Genomic DNA, 16,950 nt, shown 5'->3' with positions numbered 1-16,950 from the left:
ACCCCCAAAAGCCGCCCAGTGAACGCGCCCTCAAATCCTTCGCCTGTCCGGCCCAATGACTATTCGGCCTATCCCGACGCCAACGGGCGGTTCGGCGACTATGGCGGCCAGTACGTGCCTGAGACCCTGATGCCGCTGGTCCACGATCTGGACGCGGCCTATTCGGCGGCCAAGGCGGATGAGGGCTTCCAGGCCGAACTGGCCGGTTTCCTGACCCACTACGTCGGCCGTCCGAGCCCGCTCTATTTCGCCGAGCGGCTCACGGCCCACTACGGCGGCGCCAAGATCTATCTGAAGCGCGAGGAGCTGAATCACACCGGCTCGCACAAGATCAACAACTGCATGGGCCAGATCCTGCTGGCCCGTCGGATGGGCAAGACCCGGATCATCGCCGAGACCGGCGCCGGACAGCACGGCGTGGCCACTGCCACCGTCTGCGCCCGCTTCGGCCTGCCCTGCGTGGTCTATATGGGCGCAGTGGATGTGGAGCGGCAGAAGCCCAACGTCTTCCGGATGAACCTTCTGGGCGCCGAAGTGCGGCCTGTCACCTCCGGCTCGGCGACGCTCAAGGACGCCATGAACGAGGCGCTCCGCGACTGGGTCACCAACGTCCACGACACCTACTACCTGATCGGCTCGGCCGCTGGCATGCACCCCTATCCGGTCATGGTCCGCGACTTTCAGGCGATCATCGGCCGCGAGGCGCGCGAGCAGATCCTGGAAGCCGAGGGCCGTTTGCCCGATGCGGTCGTGGCCTGTGTCGGAGGTGGATCGAACGCGATCGGCCTCTTCCACCCTTTCCTCAACGACGCGGAGGTGAAGATCTTCGGCGTCGAGGCGGCGGGCGAGGGCCTGGATACCGGCCGTCACGCCGCGGCGATCAACGGCGGCCGCCCGGGCGTTCTGCACGGCAACATGACCTACCTCTTGCAAGACCGCGAAGGCCAGATCGAGGAGGCGCACTCGATCTCCGCCGGCCTCGACTATCCCGGCATCGGCCCCGAGCACGCCTGGCTGCACGACGTGGGCCGCGCCACCTATCTGTCCGCCACCGACACGGAGTCGCTGGAGGCCTACAGCCTGCTGGCAAAGCTGGAAGGCATCCTGCCGGCCATCGAAAGCGCCCATGCGCTCGCCCGCCTGCCGGAAATCACGAAAGAGGTCGGCAAGGACGGGATCGTGGTGCTGAACCTCTCCGGACGGGGCGACAAGGACGTGGCCGCCGTCGCCGCCCATCTGGGGATGGAGATTTGAGCAAGGCCCGTATCGACGCCCGCTTCGCCGCGCTGAAGGCCGAGGGCCGCGCGGCTTTCGTGGCCTATGTGATGGCCGGCGACCCGGATGCCGCCACCGCCGCCAAGATCCTCGCCGGTCTGCCTGCCGCTGGCGCTGACCTGATAGAGCTCGGCTTCCCGTTTTCCGATCCGATGGCCGAGGGCCCGCCGATCCAGCGCGCGGCCCAAAGAGCGCTGAAGAACGGCATGACGCTGCAGGGCACGCTGGACCTGGCGCGCGGCTTCCGCGCCGGCGACGTCACGACGCCGCTGATCCTGATGGGCTACATGAACCTCATCGTCACCTGCGGCATCGAGGCTTTCGCCCGCGATGCGGCCGACGCCGGGGTCGACGGGGTGATCGTGGTCGATTGCCCGCCCGAGGAGGCCGGGCCGCTCGCCGACGCCCTCGATGCGGCCCAGGTCTCCCTGATCCGCCTGGCGACGCCGACCAGCGACGATCTGCGGCTGAAGACCATTGTTCGCCGCACGTCGGGTTTCGTCTATTACGTCTCCGTGGCGGGCGTGACGGGGGTCAAGGAGGCCGATGCGGCGGAGGTCGCGCCTCATGTGGCGAGGGTTCGCGCGGCATCTGGGCTGCCGGTGGCGGTGGGGTTCGGCATCAAGACCCCGGAACGCGCCGCGGCGATCGCCCGCGTCGCGGATGCCGTGGTGGTGGGGTCCGCGCTTGTGGACGAAATCGCCGAAGCAGTGGAGATGAACGAAGACGTGACCCAGCGGGTTCTTTCCAAAGTGAGTTCCTTGGCTAAGGCTGTGCGCTCGGCGCGAGTCGGCCAAACGACGGTCTAGAACCATGGCGATGGCTGAGCAGAGAAACGACAAACCCGGCCGCCCGACGCCAGCGCCCAAGGAGCGGACCGGCTGGCTGTCGCGTATCGCGCCCGGAGTGCGCAACGCCTTCTCCAAGCGTGAGACGCCCGAAAACCTCTGGGTGAAATGCCCCGACACCGGGGAGATGATCTATCGTCCCGATCTGGAGGCCGCGCTCTGGGTGACCCCCAGCGGTCACCACATGCGGATCGGGGCGGCCGCCCGGCTGCGCTACACCTTCGACGACGGCAAATTCGAACGGATTTCCTCGCCGATCGTCGCCGACGACCCGCTGAAATTCCCCGATGTGAAATCCTATCCCGATCGCCTGAAGGCCGCGCGCAAGGCGAGCGGCGAGCAGGACGCGATGGCGGTCGGCTACGGCAATATCCAGGGCGAGCCGGCGGTGGTCGCCGTCCAGGACTTCGCCTTCATGGGCGGGTCGCTGTCGATGGCCGTGGGCGAGGCCTTCATCAAGGCCGCGCAGGAAGCCGTGAAGCGAGAGGTCCCCTTTGTGATCTTCACCGCCGCAGGCGGCGCGCGCATGCAGGAAGGGACGCTGTCCCTGATGCAAATGGCGCGCACGACGCTGGCGCTGAACGAGGTGAAGGCGGCGGGCCTGCCCTATGTGGTGGTGCTGACCGACCCGACCACCGGCGGCGTCATGGCCTCCTACGCCATGCTGGGCGACGTCCACCTGGCCGAGCCCAACGCGCTGATCGGCTTCGCCGGCCGCCGAGTGATTGAACAGACCATCCGCGAAACCCTGCCGCCGGGCTTCCAGCGCGCCGAGTTCCTGATGGAGCGCGGCATGGTCGACAAGGTGGTGACGCGCGCCGAGCTGCCGGCGGTTCTGGGCTCGATCTTGAAGACCCTGATGATGGGGCGCGCCCAACTTCCCGCCGCCTGATGTGACCCCGGCCATCGACCACGACCCGATCCGCGCCTCCGACGCGGTGATCCAGCGCCTGCGCGCCAACCATCCGGTGCTGATCGACCTGACGACCGGACGCGTCGAGCGATTGCTGGCGGCGCTAGGCCATCCCGAACGTCGCCTGCCGCCGGTAATCCACGTGGCTGGCACCAACGGCAAGGGCTCGACCGTCGCCTACCTGCGGGCGATCTCCGAGGCGCAAGGCCTGAGCGTCCACGCCATCACCTCGCCGCACCTTGTGCGATTCGCCGAGCGTATCCGCATCGCCGGCAAGCTGATCACCGACGCCCAGCTGGACGACCTCACCGACCGGATCGAGGCGGCCAACGGCGGTCAGCCGATCAGCTTCTTCGAGATCACCACGGTCCTGGCCCTGCAGGCCTTCGCCGAAACGCCCGCCGATATCTGCCTGGTGGAGGTGGGCCTGGGCGGCCGGTTCGACGCCACCAACGTCTTCGACGCCCCGGCGGTTAGCGTGATCACGCCCGTCGACTACGACCACCTGGAGATGCTGGGGCCGGAACTCGGCAAGATCGCCTGGGAAAAGGCCGGGATCATCAAGCGCGGCCGCCCGGTCGTGGTCGCCCGCCAGCCCGACGAGGCCCTGGAGGCCATCGAGCGCGAAGCCGACGACCGCATGGCGCCCTTGTTCCTAATGGGCCGTGACTTCGACGCCTGGGAGGAACGCGGCCGCCTGATGGTGCAGATGCCGGATCGGCTTCTGGACCTGCCGGCCCCCAGCCTGTTCGGGGGCTATCAGTTCGACAACGCCGGCCTGGCGGTGGCCGCGGCGCTGACCTTCAATCACGACCTAGGCGAAGACGACCTGGGCCGCGGCGTCTCGTCGGCCGTCTGGCCGGCGCGCTTCCAGCGCCTGACCAAGGGCCCGCTGGCGGCGCTCGCAAAGGCGCGGGGCTCGGACCTGTGGCTGGATGGCGGGCACAATCCGCACGCCGGCCGCGCCCTGGCCGAGGCCGCCTCACGCCTGGTGGACCGCGACCCGCGGCCCCTGGTGCTGATCGCCGGCATGTTCGCCAGAAAAGACGCCGAGGGCTATTTCCGCCCCTTCGCCGAGATGCACCCCAAGGTCTTCACCACCACCTTCGAGTCCGACATGGCGGCCACGCCGGGCGATCTGGCGGAAGCTGCGCGCCTGGCCGGGCTCGACTCCACGCCCGTGTCAGATGTCACCGAGGGCGTCCGCAAGGCCCTGGACGGCTCCGGCCCGGCTCCGCACGTCCTGATCTGCGGCGGCCTGCATTTCGCTGGCGAAGTCCTGGCCATGAGCTCGGACACCTGGCCGAGCTGAGCGGCCAAGAAAAAGCCGCCCGCGCCAGTCGGCGGGGCGGCTCGTTTCCAGTCTAGGTCAAGCGACTAGGCCGCGGCGGCGACGCCGGCCTCGTTCAGCCATTCCAGGATCTTCTGCTTGGGCATGGCGCCGACCTTCATGGAAGCCATCTGGCCGTCCTTGAACAGCATCATGGTGGGGATGCCTCGCACGCCGTAGCGCGAGGGCGTGGTCGGGCTTTCTTCGATGTTCAGCTTGGCGATGGTGACGTTCGCGCCCAGCTCGGCCGCGATCTGCTCGAGGGCAGGGGCGATCTGCTTGCAGGGGCCGCACCACTCTGCCCAGAAGTCGACGAGGACGGGGCCGGCGGCCTGCAGGACGTCCTTTTCGAAGGATTCGTCGGTGACCTTCACGGTGCTCATGAAATTCTCCTTGCGCGTCAGCGGGTTCCGTACGTGGAGCCGACACATCCCGATCCGCCCATGTAGGAGCGCATCACCCTGGTATCAACCTCAACCACGGAGCTCGGCAAGCGCTTTCGCCAGCAGGTTTTCTGAGACGGGCATCAGCTTCGGCCCGTCGGTCCAGACCAGCGCCGCCTCGACGGTCCGGCCCGGGAAAACATCGCGCAGCACGGCGGCGTAGATCGCCATCTGGCGCAGGTACGCGGGATCGGCGTCTTCGATGCGGTTCGGCGAGGGCCGGTTGGTCTTGAAGTCGGCGACCAGGACGCGATCGGGTAGGACCACCAGGCGGTCGATGCGGCCACTGATCTTCAGGCCCGCGGGCAGGCCGGCGGCGGATCCGGCGATGGCCACCTCGGCCCGGCTGCCGGGTCCGAACACCTCGGAGAAGCGGGGATCTTCGAGGACCAAGAGGGCGGCGGCGGCCATCTCCGCGCGCTGGACGTCGCTCAGGTCACGCTCGCGGGCCAAGAGAGCCTCCGCGCCCGCGGCCCATTCGCCGGGCGCCAGGTCCGGCAGGATTTGCAGCAGCCGGTGGATCAGGTCGCCACGCCGGAAGCGTCCCAGCCCACCCACCGCCGATAACGGAGAGGGCGCGGCCAGACGGGCGTCCTCGCCGAGGTCCGCGGGCGACGCGTAGCGGGCGAAGGCTTCGGCCGGCGGCGCCGTAGCAGTCCAGGCGGGCAGGGTGATGGCCCTCGGCTCAGCGCCGCCGCTCCGGCCCAGGACCCCCGGGTCGGGCCCGAAGCGCTGGAATTCCAGACCATCTCGGGCGACCGCGCGGACCCCGGGCGCGATGTCGGCATGGGCCAGCGCATCGCGTACCGCACCCCACCAGCCGGCCAGCTTGGCCGGATCGGTCCGCTCCGAGATCCGACCGCAGAGCACCAGCCGATCCCGCGCGCGGGTCAGGGCCACATAGAGCAGGCGATAGGCCTCGGCCTCGTCGCGCCGGGCCCGAGCCTCGCGCGCCTTGGCCGTGGCCTCGCAGTCACGGACGCCCGACGAGCACCAGAGGAAGCCTTCGTCGCCGGGGTTCCCCGCGCGCATCAGCGGCGAGCCGCGGGCGGTCTGGGTGAGGGTGGTCTCCGGCAGGAAAACGATCGGCGCCTCCAGGCCCTTGGCGCCGTGGGCGGTCATCACCCGCACCTCATGGCGCTCGGCCTCCATCTCGCGCTTGATGGTGATGTCGAGGCCGGCGAGCTCGGCGGCGAGGCGCTCCAGGTCATGGACCCCGCGCGCCTCGGCCGCCAGCACCTGGTTCAGGAACTCATCCAGGGCGTCCTCGGCCTCAGCGCCCAGGCGGCGCAGCAGGCGCTGGCGCATGGAGCGGCCATCTCCGCCACGGGCGCCCAGCCGCCGCGCGTAGAATTCGAAGGGCCGCTGCTGGCCAGCCTCGGCCAGGGCGCCGGCCAAGAAGGCGTGGGCCTCAGCCCACTCTGGCCGCTCGTCCGCCCGACGCTGCAGGCGGTTCCATAGGCCCTCGCCCTTGCGCCCATGGGCCAGGGCATAGAGCGCATCGTCGTCCAGACCGCAGAACGGGCTCTTCAGCAGCGCCGCCAATGTCAGCTCGTCGCCGGGGAACAGCACGAAGCGGGTGAGCGCCGTCAGGTCGTCGAAGACTATGTGCTCCGAAAGCGCCAGCCGGTCGGCGCCCGCCACCGGAATGTCCGCATGCTTCAGGGCCCGCAGGATCTCCTCGAAGAGGGCCCGGCGGCGGCGCACCAGGATCAGCACGTCGCCGGCGTGGGCTGGGCGCCAGACCTTCTTGCCCTTGTCGTAGACCGCCTCTCCGGCGGCGATCAGCGCCTTTATCTCGGTGGCGATGCGGCGCGCGAGCCGACGGTTGGCGCTATCCTCCGGCTCGGCGTCCAGGGGCGCGTCCCAGGCCTCGCGTTCCTCGCCCTTGGCCTCGATCTCCAGCGGCCAGACATCGACGCAGCCGGCGTGGTCGAGGCGTTCGGCCTTGTGGACGACCGGCTCCAGTTCGTCGCGGGGCTGGATCGCGCCCGCCAGCGCCGGCGGCGAAAACACTGCATCCACAAAGCTCAGCACCTGGGGCGTCGAGCGCCAGGAGCTCAGCAGGTCGACGCGTTCGAACCGGTAGCCGGCGCCGGTCGCCCGGTCGCGGTGGAACTCGAACTTGCGCAGCAGCAGTTCCGGCCGCGCGCCCTGGAAGGAATAGATCGACTGCTTCTCGTCGCCGACCACGAACATGTCGCGCACGCGGGCCTCGCCACGCACCCCGGCGCCGGAAAAGAACTCCTCGGTCAGGGCATCGACAATGGTCCACTGGTCGGGCGCGGTGTCCTGCGCCTCGTCCACGAGGATGTGGTCGATACCGCCGTCCAGCTTGTAGAGGACCCAAGACGCCGCGGGCCGATCGCGGAGCAGGTGGCAGGTCTTCTCGATCAGGTCGGCGAAGTCGAGGGCGCCGGCCGCGTCCTTCTCCAGGCGATAGGCGGTCAGGTAGGCGTTGGCGAGCGTCAGGACGTGGGCGGTGTCCACAGCGATGGTCGCGGCGCGGATGCGCTGGCGGGCCAGCTCGAGGCGCGCCTGCTCGGCCAGCAGTTTCTGGCGCAGGCCTTCGTGGGCCTTCAGGCCGCTGGTCTTGCCGACCCACTTGACCCCATCGCCCTCGCCGCCCTGGGTGAAGAAGATCGCCAGGGCCTGGTCGAAGGTCGCCTCGGCGTCGCTGGCCGCCGCGGCGATCTGACCGCCGTATTTCTGATCGGTGGCCGTGCCCAGCAGCAGTACATTGGCGGCGTCGCGCCAGAGGCCGCGGTCCATCTGCACCATCGCCTCCGCGCCGATGGCTTCGGGGTCGGAGGCACGGGTGACGTCCACCGCGCGCCAGACCCAACCGATGGCGCCCTCCAGCCCGCCCTCGCGGCGCAGGAAGTCGGCCAGGAGGCCCCGGCGGCCCTCGAAGTCGGCGAACATCGCCTGGAAGCTCTGGAAGTCGAGCGCCACCGACATCCGCGCATAGGCCTCAGCAACTTCGCCGGCGGTGACCAAGGCCAAGCCTGCCACGGTGCGTCGGGCCGCCGCCGCCACCGCTGCGGCGGCCGAATCATCCATCACCCGGAAGCCCGGCGAGACGCCCGCCTCCAGCGGGAAGCGCCGCAGCAGCTTTTCGCAGAAGGCGTGGATCGTCTGGATCTTCAGCCCGCCAGGCGTCTCTAGCGCCTGGGCGAACAGGCTGCGCGCCGTGGAGAGCTCCACCGCATCGAACGGCCGGTCCTCCAGCGCGCCGAGCTTCGCGGCCAGCTCGGCGTCGGGCGCCACGGACCAGTCACCTAGCACTTCAAACAGCCGCCGCTGCATCTCCGAGGCGGCGGCCTTGGTGTAGGTGACGCAGAGGATGGTCTCAGGCCTGGCGCCGGCCAGCAGCAGCCGCGCCACCCGGTCGATCAGGGTCTTGGTCTTGCCGGAGCCGGCGTTGGCGGTCACGAAGGCCGACAGGTTCGGGTCGGCGGCGATCCGCTGCGGGTCGCCGAGCGCGGCCTTCGGATCGAGCAGGACGACGCTCATTCCTCGCCCTCCTCGCCGCTGGTCGACCATTCGAAGACCCGCGCCAGGTGGTCGTAGTCGCTGACCCGCGCCTTCACGAACTGCGGGGCCACGCGGGACAGGTAGGGCTGGCCCGGACTATCGAAACGGCCGACCAGCTCGGCCAGACCGGCCAGGGCCTTGGCGGCCGCTTCGGCGCTTTCGTCCCCGGCCACCGCGCGGGTCTCGACCTTACCGGCCGGCTTGCGGCCGGTGATCTCCAGATAGGTCAGATCGCCGGGCTTGAGTGGACCAAGGTCCGGGAATCCGCCGGCCTGCAGGATGGCGGCGGTCAGCGTCAGCTGTGGCGAGAAACCGGTGGAGACCTCTCGCTTCGAGGGCGCCTTGCCCGTCTTGTAGTCGAGGATGTGGCCGAAGCCTTCGGCGGTGGCCTCGATCCGGTCGGCGCGGGCGGTGACCTTGAAGGGGCCGGCAGGCGCGGAGATCGTCCGCTCGCCCTTCAGTTCCACGTGGATCGTGCGGCCGTCTCGGCGTTCGTGTTCCAGTTTGGCCACCCACTCGGCCGCTTCGACCGCCAGCGCGGCCTCGCGCGCCATGGCCTCGTGCGGCAGGCCGGCCTTTTCCAGTTCCTTGAGATAGAGGTTCGCAAAGGTCGCCGCAGCATCCGGCGGCAGATCGGCGGGATAGGCCTCGGCGAAGCGCTCGAAGGCGGCGTGGATCGCGGTGCCGCGGGCCCGCGCGTCGGCGACCTCGTCGGGGCGGTTCAGCGGATAGAGCCGCAGGATATCGCGCGCCCAGACAGCGTAGGGATCGCGTGTCAGGCTCTCGATGCGCGTCACCGCCAGCTCGCGTGGCCGATGGGCGACCGGCGGCCGCGGCGACGGGCGCTTCGCCGGCGCATAGCCGTCCGGCGCGTCGAGATTGCGCGCCCAGGCCAGTATGTCCGGCCGCTCGGGGATCGCCAGCTCCGCCCCGCGTGTCAGGGTCTCCAGCCGCCAGAGCCAGCGGGACTTCACCGAGGGCGCGCCTTCGCGGCGTTCGGTGTGCAGCAGGATCACCTCCGGCGCGCAGGCGGCCTGGGCGAAATCGTGGGCGGCGAGGCCAATGCGGCGCTCCGGCGAAGGCAAGCCCAGAGCCTCGCGCATGGGCCGCGACAGGAAAGGGTCGAGCGCCGCGCCGCCGGGCCAGACGCCCTCTTCCAGCCCGGCGACCACCAGCCGGTCTGCGCGCACCAGCCGGGCCTCGATGGCGCCCAGGATGCGCAGGCGCGGATGGGTGGCGCCGCCGGAGCGCACCGTCTCACCCTCCATCAGCCGCGACAGCAGGTCGACGAAGCCGCGCTCGGTCACCCGCGGCAGCTTGCCGCCGTCCTGCACCAGGGCGCTCAGCAGCCGTGACATGGCCTCGCCGCCATGGCCGGCCCAGAGATTGTCGGCGCCCGCGGTAAGGGCTTCCATCGCCGCCGCGGTCCGCCGCGCGGCGTCGGCGGGCGAGCCCACGTCAGCCGGCCAGGCGAGACGTTCGACGATCGCCTGCAGCCGCTCGGCCAAGGGCAAAGCCTCCGGCGCCTTGGCCAGCCGCGCCTTGAGCTCGCCCCAGCTCCGCGGGCGAGGACCCCGCAGGGCCACGCGCTCCAGGATCTCGCTGTCTCCCAGCCGGGTAAACGGGTGCTTGAGCAGGCCGAGCAGCGTCACCGGGTTAAGCGGGTCAACAGCGGCGCGCGCCACCAATCCCGCCAGGGCCCCGCAGGCGCAGCCGGCCAGGCTCTCACCCACCGAGCTGTCGGGGATCACGCCCCAGCGGGCGAGTTTCGCGGCGACCCGCCGCGCCAGCATCTGATCGGGCGTGACCAGGGCGGCGGTCCGCTCCGGGGTCTCCAGCGCCTCGCGCAGCAGTAGGGCCGTGGCGGTCGCGGCCTCCTCCTCCGTACGCGCGCTGACCAGCGACAGGCCTTTGAGGCCCTCGGCGATAGGGTCCACGCCGTCCTTGGCGCCCTCCTTCCGCAGCGCAGCGATCACCTGCAGCCAGTCGGCCGTCTCTTCGGCCGGGCGCAGGGCCTCGTTGACGATGCGCCGGCGCCAGCGTCCGGCGGACTCGGCGCTGATCGAGGCGGGCCAAAGCTCGACCCGGTCCTTGGCGATCCCGGCCTGGTCGAGCAGTCGCCGCAGCGCGCCCTGGGGATGCTGCACATCGACCTTGGCCCAGGCCTTGTCGGCGAGGTTCTGATCCAGGCCCGGCAGCACTACGCAGCCGCGCGGCGCTCGGGCGACGGCGATCAACAGTTCGCGGGTGGCCTTGGCGGTGCCGGTCGAGCCAGCGGCGACCAGGACGCCCTTCGGCGGGTTGGCGGTCCAGACGGCGGCCAGGCGGCGCAGGAGCCGCACCCGCCGCTCGCTGACGTCGACGACGCCCAGGGCCTCCAGCCGCTTCGGCCATGCCGCCAGCGCCGCCTCGAGGAAGCCGCGCGAGACCTGCCAGTGTTCCGCCAGTTCGGCGTCCACCAGGCCGGCCAGTCGGTCGCCGACTTCGACCTCCTCGATCTGCAGGCCGTCGAGGAAGCCTCCCAGGGCGTCGGCCAGTTCGAGGGCGGCGGAGGCGGTCGCGAAGCCGCCGGGCAGCAGGGCCGCGAGTTCGGCCACCAGCCGGGTCAGCTCGAACCGCCGTTTCAGGGGGTCGATCGCCGCCGGTAGGTCCAGCGCCAGGTCGCCGGGTTCGAAGGGGGGCTCGCCGGCCTCCAGGTCGCCCAGCGGCCGCATCTGCGGCGGCAGGATCGCCCGGCCCGCGGCGGCGCGGATGAAGGCGTCGCTTAGCGCGCGTGCGCCGCGCCGGGTGGGCGTCAGGACAACGGCGTCGGCCAGGGCTTCGGGGCCTTCGCCGGCCAGGAGGTCGAACAGGCCTTGCGCCAGGTCTTCTGCGAACGGCCGCTGCGCCGGGATGTTGAACCAGCGCGGTCCCGCCCGTTCGAATAGCCCGCTCACCCCACCCGGGCCTCCACGCCCGAACCGAGCCTGGCTTCCGTAGCATCGCGCGCCGCCGGATCGCCGACGTGCATCCAGAAGGCCTCCATGGCCACGCCGTAGAGCCGTCCTTGCGCCTGCAGCCGATGCCAGGTGGGGATGATCGAAAAGGCCGCGTCCGGCTGACCGTCGAGGATCTGGGGATTCAGAATGCCGAACCCGACATTGGCGAAGGGGGTCACGACATCGGGTGAGGCGGAGTGCGTCAACCGTCCCTCCGTGTCCATCAGGAACCCCTGCGGCCCCTCGAAGCCGATGCCGTGTCCGCGCGCCACCAGCAGCAGCAGGAGGTCCATCCGCGCCGGGTCCCACGCCTGTTTCAGCGCCTCCAGCGCCGGCGGCCCGCTCTCCAGCCACAGGGAGTCGATGTTGGCGACAAAGATCGGGTCATGGCCCAGCAGATGGCGCGCGTGCTGGATGCCGCCGCCGGAATCGAGCAGGCCGGCCCGCTCGTCGGAGATCAGGATCTCGATGTCATGCCGGGCGCGCAGGTGGGCTTCCACCTGGTCGGCGAAGTGGTGGACGTTGACCACGGCCCGCGTCACGCCGGCGTCGCGCAGCTTGTCCAGCACCCGGTCGATCAGGGCGCGGCCGGCAACCGGGATCAGCGCTTTCGGCAGGTTGTCGGTGAGCGGCCGCATGCGGGTGCCGAGGCCGGCGGCCAGCACCATCGCCGTGGTCGGTCCGGGCCCGCTCATGCCCGCGCCTCCGCCGGGACCTGGCGCTGGAACCACGCCTTCAGGCCGGCCAGGGCCGGGTCGGTGAGGTTGCGTTCGAGGTAGCGCCAGGTGCGCGGCATGAAGGCCTTGTACTGCGCTCGGCCAAGCAGCGCCTGCCGCGCGAACACGCGGCCGAGGATTCTTGCGGCGTTGGAGACCGCCAGCGCCCGGTAGTCCGCCAGGAAACCCTCCCGGTCGGTCCCTGACCGGGCCGCCAGATAGCGGTCGAGCATGGACGCTTCCAGCTCCGCCGAAACGTCACGGCGCGCATCCTGCAGCAGGTGCAGCAGGTCCCAGGTGGGATGGGCCTTCAGAGCGTCCTGGAAGTCCAGCAGGCCGACGCGGGCCACACCCGTGCGGTTCGGCAGCCAGAGCAGGTTCTGCGCGTGGTAGTCGCGGTGGCAGAACACCGAGGCTCCGGCTTCGCCACGCACCCAGACCGGCGCCCACAGGGCGTTCCACTCGGCGACCGCATCGGGGCTAAAAGCGGCGATTCCGGCGAACTTGGGCCACCATTCCAGGAAGGTGTCGGTGGCGATCTTCAGCGCGAGCGTGTCGTAGGTCAGCAGCGGCCAGCTCACCCCCTGGGCGGTCAGGATGTCGGGCGGGGTCTCGGCATGGAGCTGGACCTGCACGTCGACGGCGCCCTGGTAGAGCGGCAGCTCCGGCTCCCCGTGGGCGATCAGGGTGGCGAACAGGCCGTCGCCCAGGTCCTCCAGGATCGCCAAGCCCTGGTCCACGTCGAAGGCCTCGACCACCGGCGCCGAAAGGCCGTGAGCGCGCAGATAGTCGGCGGTGGTCACGAAGGCGGCGATCGAGCCGGCGGCCAGCCGCGCGGCGGCGTTGTAGCCGAGCGCGAGCCGCTCGGCGTCGGTGGCGCCCGGAGGACAGATCGGCGTTTCCAGCACCGGAGGCTGGTCCATGAGGATCAGGGGCCGGCCGCCCGGAGGGTGCAGCCGCTCATAGCTGCGCGTCGAGGCGTCGCCGGCCAGCGGCTCTCGCCGCGCCGCGCTGAGGCCACAGTCCTTGAGGAACCGCGCCTTGGCCGCCTCCCGCTCAGGGTTCAACCTGCCGTCCCTCCCAAGCTCCGTGAGGCGTCAGCCGCGCGACGCGGCCCGCCCCTTCGCCGATACCGCTTATGGGGGCGATCTCTATATCGAGTCGATCCGGCGGAAGCCGACCCGCCAGCCGCTCCGGCCACTCGATCACCGCGGCCCCTTCGTCCAGCGCCTCGTCCAGTCCGATCTCATAGGCCTCGTCCGGATTGGTGAGCCGGTAGAGGTCGAAATGGGCGATCTTGAGTCCGGCCCCGCCGTAGAATTGCACGAGCATGAAAGTTGGCGACGGCACGTCTTCGTCCGGCGTGGTCAAGGCCCGCACCAGGGCGCGCGCCAGGGTCGACTTGCCGGCGCCCAGCGGTCCCGACAGGCAGACGGCTTCGCCGGGGCGCAGCGCACGCGCAATGGCCGCGCCGAGCCGCGCGGTGGCCGCCTCGTCCGCAAGGATCATGCGAAGGCCCGGTCCGGGGCGGCCGCCAGGCCGTACTCCACATAGGCCTTCACGCGCACGGTCACCTCCGCCGGATCTCCGTCCAGGGCGTCGGGCGAGATCGGCTTGCCGACGGTCAGACTGTAGGCGCGGCCCTGCTTGTTCAGGAATTCATGGAAGAGCGTGATGTCGCGCAGCTCATCCGAGAAGCGGTTGAAGAAGTGGAACAGGCCCGACCACGGCCCTGACAGGCGCATCGGAACGATCGGCGCCTCGTACTTGCGCGCCAGGGACACCGCCGTGGGCTGCCAGGCCGGGTCGCAAAGCTCTCCATCCGGCAGGCGGCGGGCGAGGCGTCCCGCGGGAAAGATGATCAGGCAGCGCTCGGCCTCGATGGCTTCGCGGGTCAGGATCAGGGTTTCGCGGGTCTTCTCGCGGGTGCGTTTGGCTTCCTGCCATTCCACCGGGATCAGCACGTCGGTGAAGCGCGGCGATACCCGATGGGCGTCGGAGTTGGCGTAGAAGCAGAGGTCGGGCCGCACGGGCTTCAGCGCGTCATGCAGCGCGATCCCATCGGCGATGCCGGTGGGATGATTGCAGAGGACGATGACCCGGCCGGTCGTGGGGATGCGCTCCAGACCCCGCGCGGTCACCTGCAGCTGCAGCTGCCGGGAGACGTAGTCCAGGGCCGCGGCGCCCGGCAGGCCGACGATGGCGTCGGCCATGCGCACGGCCTTATCATAGTCGAGGACGCTGTAGAGCAGGGGCCGGAGCGCCGGCCAGACCGGCGTCGCCGCCAGCTTCGGCGCGCGCTCCTCGATCAACACATCGATGATGTGGTCGCGCCGTCGCGAGGCTTTCAGGGTCTGGGCGGGCGAAGCGACCGTCATGGGACGGAGGATGCGCTGGGCCGGGGGCGATGGGCAAGCGCCCAGCCGGCGCGCTTAGGCCTCGATGTCCAGCAGGGCGCCGACGCCCGCGGGCGGCGCCGCGCGCACCTTTTGAGCGCCGCCGTCCGCGTCCCCATCGCTCGGCTTGCCCTTCACCGGCGTGACCGGCGGCACAGCCGAGACCGGCTGGTAGTAGGTCGGCCCGGTGGGGATGGCGGCGATTTGCAATGGGAGTTCCGGCGGTTGACGCCCGAAGCCTAGGCGTCAGTCCTTAAGCGAAAATTAGGATGCACCGCCCGGCCAGGGTGCGGGAGCCCGCGGCGTCGCTGGCTCCCGCTGGGCCGCGGCTAGGCCTGGATGTCGACTTTTGTCCCCACACCCGCAGGCGTGGCGGCTTTGACGTCCGGTGCGCCATTGTCATTGTCGCCGTCGTTGTCCTTGGGCGTGGACGGCGGCGGAGCGGAGACGGCCGCGGTGACGCTAGGCGGGGGTGTATTCGACACGGCTGAGATCGACATTGGATTCTCCAAAGACCCCGAACATCGGGCGATCAGCGCTAATCCATCGACGGTTACGCGCTCGGTAACGTCGGCCTCCGTAGGAATACGGAGCGAACGGGTTTGCCAGACGCCGCCGAAAGCCTAAAACGCGCGCCATGCGCGACATCACCCACTTCATCGACGGCGCCTCGGTCGCCGGGACGTCCCATCAATTCGGCCAGGTGTTCAACCCCAACACCGGCGAGGTGCAGGCCCGCGTGGCCTTGGCCAGCGTCGGCGAGATGGACCTCGCCGTGGCCTCGGCGCTGCGCGCCCAGCAACTCTGGGCGCTGGTCAATCCGCAGCGGCGCGCGCGGGTGATGTTCGACTTCAAGCGCCTGGTCGAAGCGAACATGGACGAGCTGGCCGAGATGCTCTCCTCGGAACATGGGAAGGTCATCGCGGACTCGAAGGGCGACATCCAGCGCGGCCTGGAGGTCATCGAGTTCGCCTGCGGCATCCCGCATGTGCTGAAGGGCGAATACACCGAGGGCGCTGGCCCCGGCATCGACGTCTATTCCATGCGCCAGCCGCTCGGCGTCTGCGCCGGCATCACCCCGTTCAATTTCCCGGCGATGATCCCGATGTGGATGTTCGGCATCTCCATCGCGGTGGGGAACTCGTTCATCCTGAAGCCGTCGGAGAAGGACCCGAGCGTTCCCGTCCGCCTGGCCGAGCTGATGATGGAGGCCGGCGCGCCCAAGGGCGTGCTGAACGTAGTGCACGGCGACAAGGTCGCGGTGGACGCCATCCTGCAGCATCCGGACATCAAGGCCGTGAGCTTCGTCGGTTCCTCCGACATCGCCCAGTACGTCTACAGCCACGGCACGGCCGCCGGTAAGCGCGTCCAGGCCATGGGCGGCGCCAAGAACCACGGCATCGTCATGCCCGACGCCGACCTCGACCAGGCGGTGAAGGACATCTCGGGCGCGGCCTTCGGCTCGGCCGGCGAGCGTTGCATGGCGCTCCCCGTGGTGGTGCCCGTCGGCGCCAAGACCGCCGAGGCTTTCCGCGAGAAGATGCTGGCCGAGATCGAGACCCTGAAGGTCGGCATCTCCACCGACGCCTCGGCCCAATACGGCCCGGTGGTCTCGGAAGTGCATCGCCGGCGCATCTCCGACTACATCCAGCTGGGCGTCGAGGAAGGCGCGGAGCTGATCGTCGACGGTCGCGACTTCTCCCTGCAGGGCTACGAGAACGGCTTCTTCATCGGCCCCTCCATGTTCGACCACGTGAAGCCCGGGATGCGCACCTATCAGGACGAGATCTTCGGACCCGTCCTGCAGATGGTCCGCGCCGAAAACTTCGAAGAAGCCGTCGCGCTGCCATCCAACCACCAGTACGGCAATGGCGTCGCCATCTTCACCCGCAACGGCCGCGCCGCGCGCGAGTTCGCCAGCCGCGTGCAGGTGGGCATGGTCGGCATCAATGTGCCGATCCCGGTGCCGGTCGCTTACCATACCTTCGGCGGGTGGAAGCGCTCAGCCTTCGGCGACACCAACCAGCACGGCATGGAAGGCGTGAAGTTCTACACCAAGGTGAAGACCATCACCGCCCGCTGGCCGGAGGGCATGAGCGAAGACTCAGCCTTCGTCATCCCGACGATGCAGTAGCCTTCGCTCGCTATTGAGGCAGGGAAGAACTATCGCCGGCTGATCTGGTCCTTGGTGGCCGTACGCGTCTTCGGGCCGGATGAGCGGTCTGGCTTGGCTCCGCGACTGGCGTGATTGGCGTGCAGGATCGCCGCTTCGTCGCCCGGCTCGCTGCGCAGGTCCTCGTCGTTATTGTCCAGCTCAAGCGGCGTCTGGGGAAGTTGATCGGGGTCGCGCTGCGCATCGAGTTCGCGCTGGCCCACGCCCAGGCCCTGTTCGCGTCCACGGTTCGCCTCGGTCTGCGAGGGGTCGAAGGTACGGTCTTCGTCAGCCACGGCGCGTCTCCTTGTGTGAGCCAAATCAACCCCTGGCCTTGATGGCTGTTCCTTGCGCCCATTCCT

15 protein-coding genes are annotated in these 16,950 nt (G+C 69.9%); 5 read left to right on the top strand and 10 right to left on the bottom strand.

The genetic code is table 11. The features are described 5' to 3' along the window. The first annotated feature begins 18 nt into the window (after window positions 1–18). The 4 genes from trpB to E8A12_RS17535 are packed head-to-tail and all read left to right on the top strand — an operon-like array spanning window position 19 to window position 4,348. Window positions 19–1,254, top strand: coding sequence for a tryptophan synthase subunit beta (gene trpB / locus E8A12_RS17550; protein WP_293371192.1), 1,236 nt, complete (start codon window positions 19–21; stop codon window positions 1,252–1,254). After that, window positions 1,251–2,084, top strand: a complete 834-nt coding sequence (gene trpA / locus E8A12_RS17545; protein ID WP_293371190.1) for a tryptophan synthase subunit alpha — start codon at window positions 1,251–1,253, stop codon at window positions 2,082–2,084. Before trpB ends, trpA begins: the two co-directional genes overlap by 4 nt. 4 nt (window positions 2,085–2,088) lie before the next feature. Next, on the top strand, window positions 2,089–3,015 hold the full coding sequence (gene accD, locus E8A12_RS17540) for an acetyl-CoA carboxylase, carboxyltransferase subunit beta (RefSeq protein ID WP_293371188.1): 927 nt from the start codon (window positions 2,089–2,091) through the stop codon (window positions 3,013–3,015). Between the two features lies 1 nt (window position 3,016). Next, complete coding sequence (locus tag E8A12_RS17535; protein WP_293371186.1) at window positions 3,017–4,348, top strand: folylpolyglutamate synthase/dihydrofolate synthase family protein; 1,332 nt, start codon at window positions 3,017–3,019, stop codon at window positions 4,346–4,348. Between the two features lie 65 nt (window positions 4,349–4,413). On the opposite strand, the gene trxA is transcribed toward E8A12_RS17535, so the two are convergent. From trxA to E8A12_RS17490, 9 genes are all read right to left on the bottom strand, one after another. Next, a complete protein-coding gene (trxA, locus tag E8A12_RS17530) occupies window positions 4,414–4,749 on the bottom strand; it encodes a thioredoxin (protein ID WP_293371184.1) in 336 nt (111 codons plus the stop codon). Window positions 4,750–4,839: 90 nt separating this feature from the next. Further along, the gene (gene addA, locus E8A12_RS17525) at window positions 4,840–8,325 is read right to left on the bottom strand and encodes a double-strand break repair helicase AddA (protein ID WP_293371182.1); all 3,486 of its coding nucleotides are present in this window, start codon (window positions 8,323–8,325) and stop codon (window positions 4,840–4,842) included. After that, window positions 8,322–11,282, bottom strand: coding sequence for a double-strand break repair protein AddB (gene addB / locus E8A12_RS17520; protein WP_293371180.1), 2,961 nt, complete (start codon window positions 11,280–11,282; stop codon window positions 8,322–8,324). Before addB ends, addA begins: the two co-directional genes overlap by 4 nt. Then, window positions 11,279–12,019: a nucleotidyltransferase family protein gene (locus E8A12_RS17515; RefSeq protein ID WP_293371178.1), complete on the bottom strand. Its 741-nt coding sequence runs from the start codon at window positions 12,017–12,019 to the stop codon at window positions 11,279–11,281. Before E8A12_RS17515 ends, addB begins: the two co-directional genes overlap by 4 nt. Then, window positions 12,016–13,107 (bottom strand): N-acetylmuramate/N-acetylglucosamine kinase AmgK, encoded by a 1,092-nt coding sequence (amgK, locus tag E8A12_RS17510; protein WP_293371176.1) that lies wholly within the window; start codon window positions 13,105–13,107, stop codon window positions 12,016–12,018. Before amgK ends, E8A12_RS17515 begins: the two co-directional genes overlap by 4 nt. Continuing rightward, complete coding sequence (tsaE, locus tag E8A12_RS17505; protein WP_293371174.1) at window positions 13,097–13,549, bottom strand: tRNA (adenosine(37)-N6)-threonylcarbamoyltransferase complex ATPase subunit type 1 TsaE; 453 nt, start codon at window positions 13,547–13,549, stop codon at window positions 13,097–13,099. Before tsaE ends, amgK begins: the two co-directional genes overlap by 11 nt. Next, window positions 13,546–14,418: a 1-acyl-sn-glycerol-3-phosphate acyltransferase gene (locus E8A12_RS17500; protein WP_293371172.1), complete on the bottom strand. Its 873-nt coding sequence runs from the start codon at window positions 14,416–14,418 to the stop codon at window positions 13,546–13,548. Before E8A12_RS17500 ends, tsaE begins: the two co-directional genes overlap by 4 nt. 54 nt (window positions 14,419–14,472) lie before the next feature. Then, the gene (locus E8A12_RS17495) at window positions 14,473–14,646 is read right to left on the bottom strand and encodes a hypothetical protein (protein ID WP_293371170.1); all 174 of its coding nucleotides are present in this window, start codon (window positions 14,644–14,646) and stop codon (window positions 14,473–14,475) included. Window positions 14,647–14,765: 119 nt separating this feature from the next. Continuing rightward, window positions 14,766–14,936: a hypothetical protein gene (locus E8A12_RS17490; RefSeq protein WP_293371168.1), complete on the bottom strand. Its 171-nt coding sequence runs from the start codon at window positions 14,934–14,936 to the stop codon at window positions 14,766–14,768. Between the two features lie 137 nt (window positions 14,937–15,073). On the opposite strand from E8A12_RS17490, the gene E8A12_RS17485 reads away from it, so the two are divergent. After that, a complete protein-coding gene (locus E8A12_RS17485) occupies window positions 15,074–16,570 on the top strand; it encodes a CoA-acylating methylmalonate-semialdehyde dehydrogenase (protein ID WP_293371166.1) in 1,497 nt (498 codons plus the stop codon). A 29-nt stretch (window positions 16,571–16,599) separates the two neighbouring features. Here E8A12_RS17485 and E8A12_RS17480 read toward each other — a convergent pair whose 3' ends face one another. After that, on the bottom strand, window positions 16,600–16,884 hold the full coding sequence (locus tag E8A12_RS17480) for a hypothetical protein (RefSeq protein WP_293371164.1): 285 nt from the start codon (window positions 16,882–16,884) through the stop codon (window positions 16,600–16,602). Between the last annotated feature and the right edge of the window lie 66 nt (window positions 16,885–16,950).

The sequence above is a fragment of the Phenylobacterium sp. genome (assembly GCF_004799395.1).
Lineage (GTDB): Bacteria > Pseudomonadota > Alphaproteobacteria > Caulobacterales > Caulobacteraceae > Phenylobacterium.
The sequence above is the reverse complement of the archived record's forward strand: the minus strand, read 5'-3'. Positions and strand labels throughout refer to the sequence as shown.